Origin of the sequence: Mesorhizobium sp. CA8, from assembly GCF_020164955.1 — a bacterium.
In the GTDB taxonomy this organism is placed as follows: domain Bacteria; phylum Pseudomonadota; class Alphaproteobacteria; order Rhizobiales; family Rhizobiaceae; genus Mesorhizobium.
In genome coordinates, this window is the sequence record NZ_JAIUHG010000027.1 from 61,579 (window position 1) to 75,847 (window position 14,269).

11 protein-coding genes and 2 pseudogenes are annotated in these 14,269 nt (G+C 64.1%); 6 read left to right on the top strand and 7 right to left on the bottom strand.

Features of this window, described 5'->3' with window-relative positions; translation table 11 throughout:
- The first annotated feature begins 17 nt into the window (after positions 1 to 17).
- Positions 18 to 239, top strand: coding sequence for a DUF1674 domain-containing protein (locus tag LB553_RS24730; RefSeq protein ID WP_224517019.1), 222 nt, complete (start codon positions 18 to 20; stop codon positions 237 to 239).
- Here the strand turns inward: LB553_RS24730 and LB553_RS24735 are convergent.
- The gene (locus tag LB553_RS24735; RefSeq protein WP_224517021.1) at positions 236 to 901 is read right to left on the bottom strand and encodes an HAD-IA family hydrolase; all 666 of its coding nucleotides are present in this window, start codon (positions 899 to 901) and stop codon (positions 236 to 238) included. The two genes, LB553_RS24730 and LB553_RS24735, sit on opposite strands and share 4 nt — an antisense overlap.
- Before the next feature lie 171 nt (positions 902 to 1,072).
- On the opposite strand from LB553_RS24735, the gene LB553_RS24740 reads away from it, so the two are divergent.
- The 3 genes and pseudogenes from LB553_RS24740 to LB553_RS24750 all read left to right on the top strand — a co-directional run bounded on the left by LB553_RS24740 (position 1,073) and on the right by LB553_RS24750 (position 5,355).
- Positions 1,073 to 1,942 (top strand): transglutaminase-like domain-containing protein, encoded by an 870-nt coding sequence (locus LB553_RS24740; protein ID WP_224517023.1) that lies wholly within the window; start codon positions 1,073 to 1,075, stop codon positions 1,940 to 1,942.
- A gap of 371 nt (positions 1,943 to 2,313) precedes the next feature.
- On the top strand, positions 2,314 to 3,423 hold the full coding sequence (locus LB553_RS24745) for a TadE/TadG family type IV pilus assembly protein (protein ID WP_318011526.1): 1,110 nt from the start codon (positions 2,314 to 2,316) through the stop codon (positions 3,421 to 3,423).
- A 664-nt stretch (positions 3,424 to 4,087) separates the two neighbouring features.
- Positions 4,088 to 5,355 (top strand): annotated as a pseudogene (locus LB553_RS24750) (class I SAM-dependent methyltransferase).
- Between the two features lie 12 nt (positions 5,356 to 5,367).
- Here the strand turns inward: LB553_RS24750 and LB553_RS24755 are convergent.
- On the bottom strand, positions 5,368 to 6,132 hold the full coding sequence (locus LB553_RS24755; protein ID WP_224517025.1) for an MOSC domain-containing protein: 765 nt from the start codon (positions 6,130 to 6,132) through the stop codon (positions 5,368 to 5,370).
- Positions 6,132 to 8,087, bottom strand: coding sequence for an acetate--CoA ligase (gene acs, locus LB553_RS24760; protein ID WP_224517027.1), 1,956 nt, complete (start codon positions 8,085 to 8,087; stop codon positions 6,132 to 6,134). The genes LB553_RS24755 and acs overlap by 1 nt, the downstream gene beginning before the upstream one ends.
- A gap of 302 nt (positions 8,088 to 8,389) precedes the next feature.
- Here acs and LB553_RS24765 point away from each other — a divergent pair, with 302 nt between their 5' ends.
- The gene (locus LB553_RS24765) at positions 8,390 to 8,662 is read left to right on the top strand and encodes an usg protein (RefSeq protein WP_224517029.1); all 273 of its coding nucleotides are present in this window, start codon (positions 8,390 to 8,392) and stop codon (positions 8,660 to 8,662) included.
- A 176-nt stretch (positions 8,663 to 8,838) separates the two neighbouring features.
- Here the strand turns inward: LB553_RS24765 and LB553_RS24770 are convergent, their stop codons facing one another.
- On the bottom strand, positions 8,839 to 9,873 hold the full coding sequence (locus LB553_RS24770) for an aldo/keto reductase (protein WP_224517030.1): 1,035 nt from the start codon (positions 9,871 to 9,873) through the stop codon (positions 8,839 to 8,841).
- 37 nt (positions 9,874 to 9,910) lie between these two features.
- On the bottom strand, positions 9,911 to 11,098 hold the full coding sequence (locus LB553_RS24775) for an MFS transporter (protein ID WP_224517032.1): 1,188 nt from the start codon (positions 11,096 to 11,098) through the stop codon (positions 9,911 to 9,913).
- A 120-nt stretch (positions 11,099 to 11,218) separates the two neighbouring features.
- On the opposite strand from LB553_RS24775, the pseudogene LB553_RS24780 reads away from it, so the two are divergent.
- Positions 11,219 to 12,122: pseudogene (locus LB553_RS24780) on the top strand (LysR family transcriptional regulator).
- A gap of 58 nt (positions 12,123 to 12,180) precedes the next feature.
- Here LB553_RS24780 and LB553_RS24785 read toward each other — a convergent pair.
- Both LB553_RS24785 and LB553_RS24790 read right to left on the bottom strand, forming a co-directional pair.
- The gene (locus tag LB553_RS24785) at positions 12,181 to 13,230 is read right to left on the bottom strand and encodes an aldo/keto reductase (protein ID WP_224517034.1); all 1,050 of its coding nucleotides are present in this window, start codon (positions 13,228 to 13,230) and stop codon (positions 12,181 to 12,183) included.
- Positions 13,231 to 13,366: 136 nt separating this feature from the next.
- Positions 13,367 to 14,029, bottom strand: coding sequence for a YggS family pyridoxal phosphate-dependent enzyme (locus LB553_RS24790; RefSeq protein ID WP_224517036.1), 663 nt, complete (start codon positions 14,027 to 14,029; stop codon positions 13,367 to 13,369).
- Between the last annotated feature and the right edge of the window lie 240 nt (positions 14,030 to 14,269).

Here is a 14,269-nt window from a genome sequence, read left to right on the forward strand (position 1 = left end):
ATCGGCGGGAGTATCGCATGACCGAAGAACCCAGCAAAACCGAAGCAGTTGCAACGACCAAAGAGCTGCAAAAAACGCTGACCCCAGCGGCGCAGCGCGCATTGGCCGAAGCCGAAGCGCGTCGCCGGAACTACCGGGCGGCGGAAGCGCAATTGCCGAAGGAAATCGGCGGCCGCGGCGGCAAGGAGCCCGGCCGCTACGGCGACTGGGAGGTGAAGGGGCTCGCCACCGACTTCTAAGCGACCGCGCGCTCGGGCGCGAGCGCGATCCAGCCACTGACGTCCACCGCGATGCCGAGTTCGTCATAGGAAAGGATTGCCGGATGTGGCGTGACGAGGGGGTGGACATGCGTGGCGCCGATCACCATCACCAACGCGCCGGAAGCCTCGCCCGCCGCGATGCCCGCCGGCGCATCCTCGAAGACCAGGCAGTCGCGCGCCTCGACGCCGAGACGGCTTGCCGCCAGCAGGAAGCAGTCCGGCGCCGGCTTGCCGTGGGTGACGTCTTCGGCCGTGACCATCATGGCCGGGACCGGAATGCCGGCCGCCTTGATGCGCAGCAGCGCCAGTTCGCGCGGCGCCGAGGTGACGATCGCCCAGCGCTCCGGTGGCAGCGATTCCAGGAACGCGACGGCGCCGGGGATAGGGACGATGCCTTCGAGATCGTCGGCTTCGGCCTTGAGCAGCAAATCCGCCTCCGCAACCGGATCGACCCCCGGAAGTTGCAGCGCGGCGATCGTCTCTCGCGCGCGCCTGCCATGGATCGTCGGCAGGAAGGCCGGGACATCGAGCCCGTGATGCTCCGCCCATTTCGCCCACACCCGTTCCGCCGCGGCGATCGAGTTGAGCACCGTGCCGTCCATGTCGAACAGGAAGGCGGCGAATTTTCTGGCTGCAAACATCGGATGTCCTGGAGAATCGTTTTCGGGAAGGGGCGAAACGCGAACCCCAGTCTAGACCGGCCGGCACGAGCTGAGAAGGCGAGACGCCGCCATTTCATCCCGGCACGGGAACAAGCTCCGGTTCGCAGCGTTGAACGGGCAGTCTTTCCAAAATCACCAAGGGGGCATGCGATGCTGATCCGGCTCGGCTATGAAATCGCCATCGAATGCGCGGCGGTGACGCCGATCATATCGCTTCTCGACATTCATCCCGAACGCCATGCCGACATCAAACGGCAGACGCGGGTTCTGACCTCGCCCTCGGTGCCGACCCGGACCTATCGCGACCGCCACGGCAATATCTGCCGTCGTTTCACGGCGCCGGCAGGCAACTTCCGCATCCTCTACGACGCGGCGGTCGAGGACAGCGGCGAGACCGACGAGGTGAACACGCTGGCGCACGAAACGCCGGTCACGGAACTGCCGGACGATGTGCTGGTCTATCTGCTCGGCAGCCGCTATTGCGAGACCGACCATCTCAGCGACACCGCCTGGCAGCTTTTCGGCCAGCTGCCGCCCGGCTGGGCGCGCGTCCAGGCGATCGTCGATTATGTCAACAGCCGGCTTTCCTTCGGCTACGGCTATGCGCGCGCCACACGCACGGCGGCCCAGGCGCATGAGGAGCGTGTCGGGGTATGCCGCGATTTCGCGCATCTGGCGATCTCGCTTTGCCGATGCATGAACATTCCGGCGCGCTATGTGAACGGCTATCTCGGCGATATCGGCGTGCCGGTCGACCCGGCGCCGATGGATTTCTCGGCCTGGATGGAAGTCTACCTCGACGGCAAATGGTACACGTTCGATCCGCGTCACAACCGGCCCCGCATCGGCCGCGTCGTCATCGCGCGCGGCCGCGACGCCACCGACGTGCCACTGCTGCACAGTTTCGGCCCGCACCGACTCACCCTGTTCAAGGTCTGGACCTATGAGCAGGAGGGCCATCTCTTCAATCCGCCGCATCACGGCGTCGATCGGACGGCCAGCGCGCAGATGCTGGCATAGAGGTCGGTTGATGTTCAGGTGATGCCGGCCCGAGAATGGCTGTTGCGCTTTCCTCGCCCCAAGACTCTCCGGCCGCGCCCTGTTCCATCACGGCTCACGGCAGCCGCTGGCCCGCTTCGGCACAGTTCGATTGTGCCGAAGAGAGAACGACCGCGACAGCCCTCGAGATTATGGTAAGCGCTTCATGAAGGTCGCCTCTCCAGTGCATTTTCATTTACTTCGCATTCACCTTTAACTTCGCCGAAAGCCAGCAAAAACAATTGGTTAACTGCCTGTTAAGCGCCTTTCGGCGACTGCCGGCCGGGTATGGCCGAATTCCTGCAACGCCTCTGCCGAGCGGCGCGAAGCCGCAGACGATGGAGGCGGATGGGATGCGGCAGTTCAGAGGTGTCGTTCGTGGGGTGGACGGCTTTACCCGGAATCGCGAAGGCAATTTGGCGGTTCTGTTCGGAGCTGCCGCATCTGTCCTCGCGCTGGGGGTGGGATTCGCGGTCAATATCTCGCAACTCTACGATGCGAGATCGAGCTTGCAGGGCGTCGTCGACGCGGCTGTGACCTCGACGGCCCACGATCTCACCCTCGGCGTCATTACGGAAACCGATGCCAACAAAACCGTGCAGGCGTTTCTCGACGCCAACAGCACGGCCGGCACACTGCAGGCCAACCAGGTCGTGCTCGACAAGCTCACGGTCAACAGGACGGCCAATACGGTACGGGCGGATGCGCATGTCGATGTCGGCCTCTTTTTCCCGCTGTTCAGCACCAGCAACATGCGGCGCGTGACCGCCTCGACCACGGCGCTTTATTCCGACAAGACCATCGAGGTGGCGATGATGCTCGACGTCACCGGTTCGATGGCGGGCCAGAAGATCAAGGACCTCAGGACAGCGGCCGGCAATGCCGTCAACTCCTTCCTCACCGGCCAGAACGCCGCCAATCCGCGGGTGCGGGTGGCGATCGTGCCTTATGCCAACTCGGTCAATGTCGGCTCGCTCGCTGCAAGCACGGTCTTTGTCGAGACCAAGGCCAGCGAGCGCAAGCAGGCGCCGGGCGACGACGACCCGAAATACGTCTCGGCATCGACGCGACCGGAACTGCGCAACCGAGCGCAAGGGCGCCTATCAATATTCGGATGCTGGTCCCGACGTGAGCATGGTCAACCGCGATCTCTATTTGTCCGACTTTGCCAAGCAGACACACACGCGAGCCTGCCCCGTCGCGACAATACAGCCGCTGACCACGGATGCGTCGGCTCTGAACAACGTTATCAAGGACCTCGATGCCTCCGGCGGCACCGCCGGTCATATCGGCGTGCAATGGGCCTGGTACATGCTTTCGGAGAACTGGGGCAGCGTGATGAAGGCCTCGCAACGGCCAGCCAAGATGGATCCGAAGAGGGTGGCGAAATACGTGATCCTGATGACCGACGGCGAATTCAACCTGTCCTATTTCGACGCCAACAGCCCCGATCAGGTCTATAACGACGCCGGCAAGGTGCAGACGCGAACCGCGGCCACGACACTCTGCGCGGCGATGCGCGACCATGGCATCGAAATATTCACAATCGGCTTCGCCCTCACGGAGAAAAACGCCAAGTCGACGCTGCAATCATGCGCAGCCCCGATACCGGCAATGCCAAGCATTTCTATCAGGCGGCCAGCGGCACCGAGCTTGACCAGGCCTTCCAGGATATCGTGCGCAACATCGGCAAGCTGACGGTAACCAGATAACGGCGGCCATCCCGCCCATTGAAAGCCGACCCCAAACGGAAAAGGCCGCCGCTTCTTGACGAAGCCGGCGGCCTTCCGTGTTTCCGTCCATGACGCGGCTCCTGGCGGCAGCCCCACGGGCTACCTGCCGCGCGTCTCGCGCCTTAACGGGAAGACTGCTTCCCGGAAGTGCAATCCGCGGAGCTCACGTTGTGGAAAACGAAATCACTCGACATCGGATCACCTCCTTTCAGTTCGTTGAACACACTCAGATGATGGGGTGCGCCGCGGCAAAAGACAAGATGACGCAACGGAATGGTCGTGCCACGAGCCGGGAAACTGCTCTTGCGGTGCTTTTGCGCAACAGATCGGGATTGCGGTCCACAGGCCGGTGGACGACAGTGCGGCTTTGGGGGCGATATATCGGGAGGTGGGCATGGACGCCGCCGACAGAGCCGCGCGGATCGTACGCAAGGTCGTCGAAACGCTGAAGCCGGGTTTTGCGGTCCGGCTGTGGACGGGCGAGCGGATCGGACCCGCCGGCGGTCCGGTGCTTGCCATCAACGATCAGGATATCGTCTGGCAGCTGGTTCGCCGGCCGACCTTCTCGACGCTGGTGGAGATGTGGATTTCCAAAACGGTCGATATCGAAGAAGGCACGCTGTTCGATTTTTATGCCCTGCCTTCGCAAGGCAAGCTCAAGACGAAGTTCAAATCCCTGCCCAAGCTGGCGATCCTGCGCGACCTGCCCATGGTGTTGTTTTCGCGTAAGCAGATGACGGCGCGCAGCGACCTTTCCGGCCGTAAGCCTTTCGTCAGCGGATCGAACAAGGAGGCGATCCAGCACCATTACGACATTTCGAATGATTTCTACCGGCTCTTCCTCGACGAGCGCATGGTCTATAGTTGCGGCTATTTCCACGATTTCGCCAATGGGATCGACCAGGCGCAAGTCGACAAGCTCGACCACATCTGCCGCAAGCTCAGGCTGAAGCCCGGCGAAAAGCTGCTCGACATCGGCTGCGGCTGGGGTGCGATGCTCATCCATGCGGCGAAGAACTACGGCGTCTTCGGCCATGGCGTCTCGCTGTCGCAAGCCCAGACCGATCTTGCCCGCGAACGCATTCGCGCCGAGGGGCTGGAGGATCGCATCACCATCGAGATAAAATCCTATGCCGAACTCTCAGGCACGTTCGACAAGATCTCGTCGATCGGCATGTTCGAGCATCTGGGGCTCGCCAATCACGACGCCTACTTCTCGGCCGTCAATCGCCTGCTCAAGCCCGGCGGGATCTATCTGCATCACGCCATCACCAGGCGCAGCAAGGGCGACCTCCGCAAGACGTTGCGCAAGGGGCCGGAATACAAGGCCCTGATCAAATACATCTTTCCCGGTGGCGGCTCGACACGATCGGCATGACGCTCGGCAATCTCGAGGCGCACGGATTCCTCGTCTATGACGTGGAGAACCTGCGCGAGCATTACGCGCAAACCTGCCGCCTGTGGGCGGAGCGTCTGCACGCGCGCTTCGATGAGGCGGTCGCCGAGGTCGGCGAGCCCAAGGCGCGGCTGTGGCTGCTCTATCTGACGGGTTGCTCGATCACCTTCGAGCGCGCCTCGGCGCAGATTTTCCAGACTGTCGCCACCAAGCGCGCCCGCGGCCCGAGCGGCCTGCCGCCGACACGGGCGGATTTGTACCGGTAGACCCGACCCGCTTCAGTCCATCAAGCGCATCGGCGCGCCGATCTCGATCCGTGCGGGCCGGTCGACCGTGCAGTATACGCCAAGATTGTGAGCGTTATGGCGGACCAAATTGCGCAGGATGCCGGGGTCGGTGTCGAAGCCGTCCTGGGCGATGATGGTGAAGCCGCAGCGGCGGCAGGGTTCGGAGACGGTGAGCAGCAGATCGCCGACCGCGAGTTTCTTGCCGATCCATTCCGTTTCGGGAAAAGCGCCTTCGACCGGCGGCATGTCGACGACGATATTGGGGCGGAAGCGGCGCGGATCGGGCGCGCCCTCGGGGTGCAGCGCCTTCAGCCTGGCCAGTGAGGCGGTGGTGAGCAGATGGATCGGCGCCTTGGCATAGCGCGCCTCGGTCAGCGGGCCGGCGTAGCTGGGCGGTGCGTTCTGCGCGCCGAACGGCCGGATCGAGGCCTCGAAGCCAAGAAAGGCCGATACCGCGCGGTCGCTTTCAGGATCCGGCGCCGGCAGCCATTCGCCGCCGGGCACCGCCAGTTCGAGCCGCCATTCCTTGTTCATCGGAGCCTCGCTCAACCGGGTGCGGATCAGCGGCACCTTGTGCCATCTGGCTTCGCGGTCGGGCCTGGCGATCTCGCCGGAGGCGTCGACCAGTCCGAACAGCCGGTCGCCATCGACGGTCTTCAGCCCGACGGAGATGGCATCACGCCGCTCGCCGGCGAGCGAGCTCGCCGGATAGCGCCAGAGCTGGCTGACGGTGCCGAGGATTGCCTCGCCTGCCATCAGCCCTTCTTGTTCTGGCGGTTGGCGACGAGGTCGTCGACCACGGCCGGATCGGCGAGCGTCGAGGTGTCGCCGAGCGCGCCGAAATCGTCCTCGGCGATTTTGCGCAGGATGCGCCGCATGATCTTGCCCGAACGGGTTTTCGGCAGGCCGGGCGCGAACTGGATCTTGTCGGGCGTGGCGATGGCGCCGATCTCCTTGCGGACATGTGCGATCAGCTCCTTGCGCAATTCCTCGCTCGATGGAGTGCCGGCCATCAGCGTGACATAGCAATAGATGCCCTGGCCCTTGATGTCGTGCGGGTAGCCGACGACGGCGGCTTCCGACACCTTGTCATGGCTGACCAGCGCCGATTCCACCTCGGCCGTTCCCATGCGGTGGCCGGAAACGTTGATGACGTCGTCGACCCGGCCGGTGATCCAGTAATAGCCGTCCTCGTCGCGGCGGCAGCCGTCGCCGGTGAAGTATTTGCCCTTGTAGGTCGAGAAATAGGTCTGCACGAAACGGTCGTGGTCACCATAGACGGTGCGCATCTGGCCCGGCCAGGAATCGGCGATGCAGAGATTGCCGTCGGTGGCGCCCTCCAGGACCTTGCCGTCGCCGTCGACCAGCTGCGGCTGGACGCCGAAGAAGGGCCGCGTGGCAGAGCCGGCCTTGAGGTCGGTGGCGCCGGGCAGCGGCGTGATCATGATGCCGCCGGTCTCGGTCTGCCACCAGGTGTCGACGATCGGTACCTTGGCGTTGCCGACGACGTTGTAATACCACTCCCAGGCTTCCGGATTGATCGGCTCGCCGACCGTGCCGAGCACGCGCAGCGACTTGCGCGAGGTCTTCTTCACATGGCTGTCGCCGGCGCCCATCAGCGCGCGCAGCGCCGTCGGCGCGGTGTAGAAGATGTTGACCTGGTGCTTGTCGATCACTTCCCAGAAGCGCGACTGCGAGGGATAGTTCGGCACGCCTTCGAACATCAGCGTCGTGGCACCGTTGGCCAAAGGCCCGTAGACGATATAGCTGTGGCCGGTGACCCAGCCGACATCGGCCGTGCACCAGTAGATGTCGCCGTCATGGTAATCGAAGACATATTGGTGCGTCATCGAGACATAGACGAGATAGCCGGCGGTGGTGTGCAGCACGCCCTTCGGCTTGCCGGTCGAGCCGGAAGTGTAAAGGATGAACAGCGGGTCTTCGGCCTTCATCTTCTCCGGCTTGCAGTCGGCCTTAACGGTCTGCGCCTCCTCGTGGTACCAGACGTCGCGTCCCGGCACCCAGCCGGTTTTGCCGCCGGTGCGGCGCACTACCACGACTTTTTCCATCTTGGTGCCGGCCCTGGCGGCAATCTCGATCGCCTTGTCGGTGTTGTCCTTGAGCGGGATCGGCTTGCCCCCGCGCAGGCCCTCGTCGGCGGTGACGATAATGGTCGATTTGCAGTCGTCGATGCGGCCGGCCAGTGCATCCGGCGAGAAGCCGCCGAACACGACCGAGTGGATGGCGCCGATACGCGTGCAGGCGAGCATCGCATAGGCCGCTTCCGGGATCATCGGCATATAGAGGGTGACGCGGTCGCCCTTCTTAACGCCATGCTTCTTCAAGACATTGGCGAAGCGGCAGACATGGGCATAGAGCTCGTTGTAGGTGATCTTGCGATCGTCGTAAGGGTTGTCGCCCTCCCAGATGATGGCGGTCTGGTCGCCGCGCTTCTTCAAATGCCGGTCGATGCAATTGTAGGAGACGTTGGTCTGGCCGTCCTCGAACCACTTGATCGAGACCTTGCCGTCGAAGGAGGTGTTCTTGACCTTGGTGAAGGGCTTGAACCAGTCGATCCGCTTGCCGTGCTTGCCCCAGAACTTGTCCGGGTTCTTCACGCTGTCGGCGTACCATTTGAGATAGGTGTCGTTGTCGATCAGCGCGTTCTTCTTCCACGCGGGCTGGACGCGGTGGACATGGACATCGGACATTTTCAGCTTTCCTCCAGGACCGTTCCGCCGGCTTGAAACGCCGACAGCATCGCGGCGAAGCGGCCGCGAATTCGCGGGCATTATTAACAGTTCCGCCGTGACGGCAATATTAGACGTTGGATTCGCGCGGCGGGATGACGCACCGGCAATTGGGCCAGCTATCAGCACTCTCGCTTCGCGGCTGCTAACCACCTGTTTTAACGACAAAAATTTTGAAGAGCCGCGAAGAAATCGATAGACAGTTAAGCAACCGTGGGCACAATTCAGCGTTGGGAGGAAGGAGAATCAACCAAGGAAACGCAATGCGCGACAATTCCGAAATGGATCTGATGCTCAGGGGATACGGGCTGACTACGGCTAAGATCCTTTATCACTACCCCGATCACCCGCACCTGCTGCAAAGCTATGTCTGGCAGGACTATGACCTAGCTCCGGAATTCCCCGTGCTGATCCGCTTCATCGAGTTCTGGAAGACCAAGCTCGAGGGCCCGCTGCATTCGGTCACCTATACGCATCACAGGCTGATCGCGCCGAACGAGTGGCGGAAGGTGGATGGGGAGTTTCGGGTGCATTAAGCGGCGCATTCTCCCCTTGAGGGGAAGATGGCCGCAAAGCGGCCAGAGGGGGTTGCCGCGTGGAGCGCCGGCACCTTTGCAGGGTCGGAGGAGGTTGGCGCTCTACGTGAGACGACCCCCTCTGTCGCCTTTGGAGACATCTCCTCCTCGAGGGGGGCGACTAGGCAGCGCCGGCTTCACACCGCCGGCGGGTTCAGCCGGGCGAAACCTTCCTGGCGGCGATAGGGGAAGTATGGATAAGGCGCCGTCACCGCGCTCGCTTCATCGAGCGCCTTGATCTGCTCCGGCGTCAACGCCCAGCCGACGGCGCCGAGGTTCTGGCGGAGCTGCTCCTCGTTGCGCGCGCCGATGATCACCGATGACACGGTCGGCCGCTGCAGGAGCCAGTTGATGGCGATTTGCGGCACGGTCTTGCCGGTCTCGGCGGCGACCGCCTCCAGCGCGTCGACCACCTTGAAGAGGTGCTCGTTGTCGACCGGCGGGCCGAAATCGGCGGTGCCGTGCAGCCGGCTCATTTCCGGCAAGGGCTGGCCGCGGCGGATCTTGCCGGTGAGGCGGCCCCAGCCGAGCGGGCTCCACACCAGCGCGCCGACACCCTGGTCGAGGCCGAGCGGCATCAGCTCCCATTCATAGTCGCGGCCGACCAGCGAATAATAGACCTGATGCGCGACATAGCGCGGGTAGCCGTGCTTTTCCGCCAGGCCGAGCGACTTCATCACCTGCCAGCCGGAGAAGTTGGAGACGCCGACATAGCGCAGCTTGCCGGAGCGCACGAGCTGATCCAGCGTCGACAGCACCTCCTCGAGCGGCGTCGAGGCATCGAAGGCATGGAGCTGCAGCAGGTCGATATAGTCGGTGCCGAGGCGCTTCAGCGCCGCATTGACGGAGCGGATCAGGCGTGAGCGCGACGAGCCCCAGTCGCCTGGGCCGTCGCCCTTCGGCAGGGACGTCTTGGTCGAGATCAGCACCGCATCGCGCCGGCCCTTGATGGCCTCGCCCAGCACCTCTTCCGAAGCGCCGTTCGAATAGACATCGGCCGTGTCGAAGAGATTGACGCCCGCCTCCAGGCAGATGTCGACTAGGCGGCGCGCTTCCTTCGCGTCGCTGTTGCCCCAATGGCCGAACAGCGGGCCGGAGCCACCAAAAGTTCCGGCGCCGAAGGAAAGGGCGGGCACTTTCAGGCCGGAGGCGCCGAGAGGTCGATAGTCCATCTTTTTTCTCCTGATTGGATGTCGAAGGGATCAGCGCTCAGCACTGCGCCGTGACCGGCTTGCCGATCGCCTGGCCGCGTTCGAGGCGCAGCGCCATGAGCACCACACCGAGCGCGGCGAGCGGCACGAGGCCGGCAACGAGGGGCACGGCGCCGAGGCCGGGGCCATGGTCGATGACGAAGCCGCCGAGCCAGGCGCCTATGGCGTTGCCGAGATTGAAAGCGGCGATGTTGAAGGAGGAGGCCAGGCCCTGACCTGCGCCCTTGGCCTTCTCCAGCACCCACATCTGCAGTGGCGCGACGGTGGCAAAGGCGGCGGCACCCAGCAGGCCGACGGCGACGATAGCGGTGACCGGCTGATGGATCGCGGCGGTCATGACGAACAGCACCGCCGACAGCGCGAGCAGTGTGCCGACGACCGTCGGCACCAGATGGCGGTCGGCAAGGCGCCCGCCAAGCAGATTGCCCGCCACCAGGCCACCGCCGAAGACCAGCAGGATCGGCGACACGGCTCCCTCGGAAAAGCCGGTGACGCGGGTGAGGATGGGCGCCAGATAGGTGAAGGCCGCAAAGACGCCGACCCAGCTCAGCACCGTGGTCAACAGGCCGAGCAGCACCGGCCGGCGGCCGAGCACGGCGAGCGTGCCTTCGGCGGTCTCCTCTTCCTCCGTGGCGGCGGGCTCGTCGCGCGGCACCAGCAGCGCGATCACGGCAAAGGCGATGACGCCGACCAGCGTGACGGCCAGGAAGCTCGAACGCCAGCCATAGGCCTGGCCGAGCCAGGTGCCGAAGGGCACGCCGAGGATGTTGGCGACGGTGAGACCGGTGAACATCAGCGCAATGGCCGAGGCCTTCCGGTTGGGCGGGACAAGGCCGGTCGCGACGACGGAGCCGACGCCGAAGAAGGAGGCATGGGCGAAGGCGGTGAGCACACGGGCCGCCATCAGCGTCCAATAGTCGGGCGCCAGCGCGCAGGCGAGGTTGCCGACGGTGAAGACCACCATCAGGGCAAGCAGCAAGGTCTTGCGCGGCAGGTGCCCGGTCACGGCACCAAGCAGCGGCGCGCCGATGACGACGCCCAGCGCATAGCCGGAGATGAGCAGGCCCGCGGCCGAAATCGAGACGCCGAGATCGGCGCTGACATCGAGTAGCAGGCCCATGATGACGAATTCGGTGACGCCGAGGCCGAAGGCGCCGGCGGTGAGGGCATAAAGAGCAAGAGGCATGGCTGCGGTCCGGTTGATCAGGAAGGGACGCTCAGTCCGCCCCCGACACGCAACATCGTAATCCGCCAAGCTGTGAACCAGCCTTGCGTCCGGCATATTCTCTGTGAAATAGATTCACGAATGGCGAGACCCGACATCAACCGCTCCGGCGAGATCGAAGTGTTCGTCCGCGTGGTCGAGGCGGGCAGCTTCTCGGCCGCGGCGCGGGCGTTGCGCATGACACCGTCGGCGGTGAGCAAGCTGATCGCGCGGCTGGAGGCGCGGCTTGGCGCGCCTGATCAGCCGCTCGACGCGCAAGCTGCAACTGACGCCGGAAGGTGCTGCCTTTCATGACAGCGGCCTGCGCATCCTTGCCGATCTCGATGCGGCCGAGCGCGAAGCGGCGGCGGGCGCCGCACCGCGCGGCAGGCTCAGGGTCAACTCCTATGTGCCGTTCGGCCAGCACCGGCTGATGCCGCTCTTGCCGCGCTTCCTGGAGAATTATCCCGAGATTTTCGTCGAAGCCGTGCTGACCGACAGTGTCATCGACCTTCTGGAAGAGCGCGCCGATGTCGCTATCCGTGCCGGGCCGCTGCGCGAGTCACGCCTGGTTGCGCGCAAGCTTGGCCAGAGCCGGATGGTCCTGGTCGCGTCGCCTGCCTATCTTGAAGCACGCGGCACGCCACGCGCATTGTCCGATCTCGCTCGCCACAACATGCTGGCCTTCGGCTTCGCCAGGCACATCGAGGGCTGGCCCCTTGTCGATGCGACAGGCAAATCGATCATCATGCCGATTGTCGGAAACATGTCGCTGACCGACGGCGAAGCGATGCGGCTAACGACGCTGGCAGGAGCCGGCATAGCCCGGCTGGCGCGCTGGCATGTCGAACCCGATATTTGCGCCGGGCTGCTCGTGCCGTTGCTGGAAGAGTTCAATCCCGGCGACGAGGAGCCGACGCATGCCGTCTATGTCGGCCAGGGCAAGCATCTGCCTGCCCGCGTCCGAGCCTTCCTCGACTTCCTCGCGGAGACCGTTCGTCTCTGAATGAAGAAAGAGCCGCGCGCCAATGGCACGCGGCTCTGACCTGTCTGCGCGAACGGAATTACGCCTTCGGCACGAACGGCGCGGGACGCCGGCCGGCGCCTTGCCGCTCCAGCATCCAGCCGGGATACTCGGCAGGCAGCGCGCTCACCTCGTCGAGCCTGGCGAGGTCGTCGGCGTCGAGCTTCAAGCCGGTCGCGGCGAGGTTCTGCTCGAGCTGGTCCATGCGGCTGGCGCCGATGAGGACACTCATGACAAAAGGTTTGGCCAGTACATAACCCAACGCCACCGTGGCCACGCTGACGTCGTGCTTCCTGGCGACCTCGCGCATGACCGCAACCGCGGCCCAGGCGCGGTCCTCATTGACCGGCGGGAAGTTGAAGGAAGCGCGGCGGCCTTCGCCATTGCCGGGCGCGCCGGGGCCGTATTTGCCGGAAAGCAGCCCGCCGGCCATCGGCGACCAGACCATCAGGCCGAGCTTTTCCTCGTTGATCAGCGGCACGATCTCGCGCTCCAGATCGCGGCCGGCGATCGAGTAATAGGACTGGATGGTCTCGAAGCGGGGAAAGCCCTTGCGCTCGGCGATGCCCAGCGCCTTGGCGATACGCCAGGCCTGCCAGTTGGAGACGCCAACGTAACGAACCCTGCCGCTGGCGACGAGATCGTCGAGCGCGCGCAGCGTCTCGTCGATCGGCGTGACCGTGTCGGTGCCGTGCAGCTGGTATAGATCGATATGATCGAGCTGCAGCCGCTTAAGGCTGCCGTCGACCGAATCCATGATGTGGCCGCGCGAGGAGCCGCGCTCGTTCGGCCCGTTGCCCATGGCGCCATGCACCTTGGTGGCGATGATGACGTCCGAACGTTTCACGCCGAGATCCTTGAGCGACTGTCCCAGCAGCTGCTCGGACTGGCCGAAGGAATAGACGTCCGCGGTGTCGAAGAAATTGACGCCGGCGGCGATCGAGCGGGCGACGATCTCGTTGACGCCTTTCTGGTCGAGGCTGGCGATCAGGCCCCATTGGGCATTCTCGCCGGCGGCGCCGAAAGTCATGGTGCCGAGGCAGAGTTCGGAAACGAACAGGCCGGTATTGCCGAGCTGATTATAACGCATGGTGAGATTCCCCGAGAAAGGAGTGAATGTGCACCGGGTAAATAGGAACGGCCCGTTTCGTTTCAAGCGCCCGTGCCAGCGTTATCGTCCGATTGGCCGGCCGGTAACGAGATCGTTACGAGCGTGATCCAGGCGCTCACCGGCTGCCGAAGATCGCCGAGCCCACCCGGACACTGGTCGCGCCGAAGGCGATGGCGATTTCGTAGTCGCCGGACATGCCCATCGAAAGTTTCGCGACGCCCGCCTCGCGGGCGAGCTTTTCCAGAAGCGCGAAATGCGGGCCGGGATTTTCATCGGCCGGCGGGATGCACATCAGGCCTTCGATGGCGAGACCATGCACGTCGCGGCAGCGTTTGACGAAGGCGACCGCCTCGCGCGGCTCGATGCCGGCCTTTTGCGGCTCCGAGCCGGTGTTGACCTGGACATAGAGTTTCGGCGCCCGGCCCTGCCGGGCCATTTCTTTTGAAAGCTCGGCGGCGATCTTCTCTCGGTCGACCGTCTCGATGACATGGAAAAGTGCGACGGCTTCCTTGGCTTTGTTGGACTGCAGCGGTCCGATCAGATGCAGCTCGACATCGGCGAACGCCGCTTTCAGCGCCGGCCATTTGCCCTGGGCTTCCTGCACGCGGTTCTCGCCGAAGACGCGCTGGCCCGCCTCGATGACTGGGCGGATGTCCTCGGCCGCGAAGGTCTTCGACACCGCCACAAGCGTGACGGCGCCTGGCGCGCGCTTCGCCTCGCGCTCGGCATTCGCGATCTTCGCCTTGACCGCCTGAAGCCGCTCTACGGCGTTCGTCATGCCAGTATCCTGCCTATAGTTTTCATGGCCGGTCCGGCTCGCCGCAGTTGACGGGTCCGGCAATCCATGGTGAACACCGCGACGACATTGTCTCGGCTGCCGGCCTAGGCGTGTCGATATTCAGGTGATGCCGGCCTGCAAATGCCGGTTTCCTGCGCTTCCGGTGCTCACGTACTTTAAGTACGCTCCGCTCCGGTTCTCGGAACCGCCATTTTCGGCTCGTCCTGACCTGAATATCAA

Bases quoted from the DNA above. Each gene is read 5' to 3' on its own strand.
- LB553_RS24730 (WP_224517019.1), top strand. From the start codon at position 18: ATGACCGAAGAACCCAGCAAAACCGAAGCAGTTGCAACGACCAAAGAG.
- LB553_RS24735 (WP_224517021.1), bottom strand. From the start codon at position 901: ATGTTTGCAGCCAGAAAATTCGCCGCCTTCCTGTTCGACATGGACGGC.
- LB553_RS24740 (WP_224517023.1), top strand. From the start codon at position 1,073: ATGCTGATCCGGCTCGGCTATGAAATCGCCATCGAATGCGCGGCGGTG.
- LB553_RS24745 (WP_318011526.1), top strand. From the start codon at position 2,314: ATGCGGCAGTTCAGAGGTGTCGTTCGTGGGGTGGACGGCTTTACCCGG.
- LB553_RS24755 (WP_224517025.1), bottom strand. From the start codon at position 6,132: ATGGCAGGCGAGGCAATCCTCGGCACCGTCAGCCAGCTCTGGCGCTAT.
- acs (WP_224517027.1), bottom strand. From the start codon at position 8,087: ATGTCCGATGTCCATGTCCACCGCGTCCAGCCCGCGTGGAAGAAGAAC.
- LB553_RS24765 (WP_224517029.1), top strand. From the start codon at position 8,390: ATGCGCGACAATTCCGAAATGGATCTGATGCTCAGGGGATACGGGCTG.
- LB553_RS24770 (WP_224517030.1), bottom strand. From the start codon at position 9,873: ATGGACTATCGACCTCTCGGCGCCTCCGGCCTGAAAGTGCCCGCCCTT.
- LB553_RS24775 (WP_224517032.1), bottom strand. From the start codon at position 11,098: ATGCCTCTTGCTCTTTATGCCCTCACCGCCGGCGCCTTCGGCCTCGGC.
- LB553_RS24785 (WP_224517034.1), bottom strand. From the start codon at position 13,230: ATGCGTTATAATCAGCTCGGCAATACCGGCCTGTTCGTTTCCGAACTC.
- LB553_RS24790 (WP_224517036.1), bottom strand. From the start codon at position 14,029: ATGACGAACGCCGTAGAGCGGCTTCAGGCGGTCAAGGCGAAGATCGCG.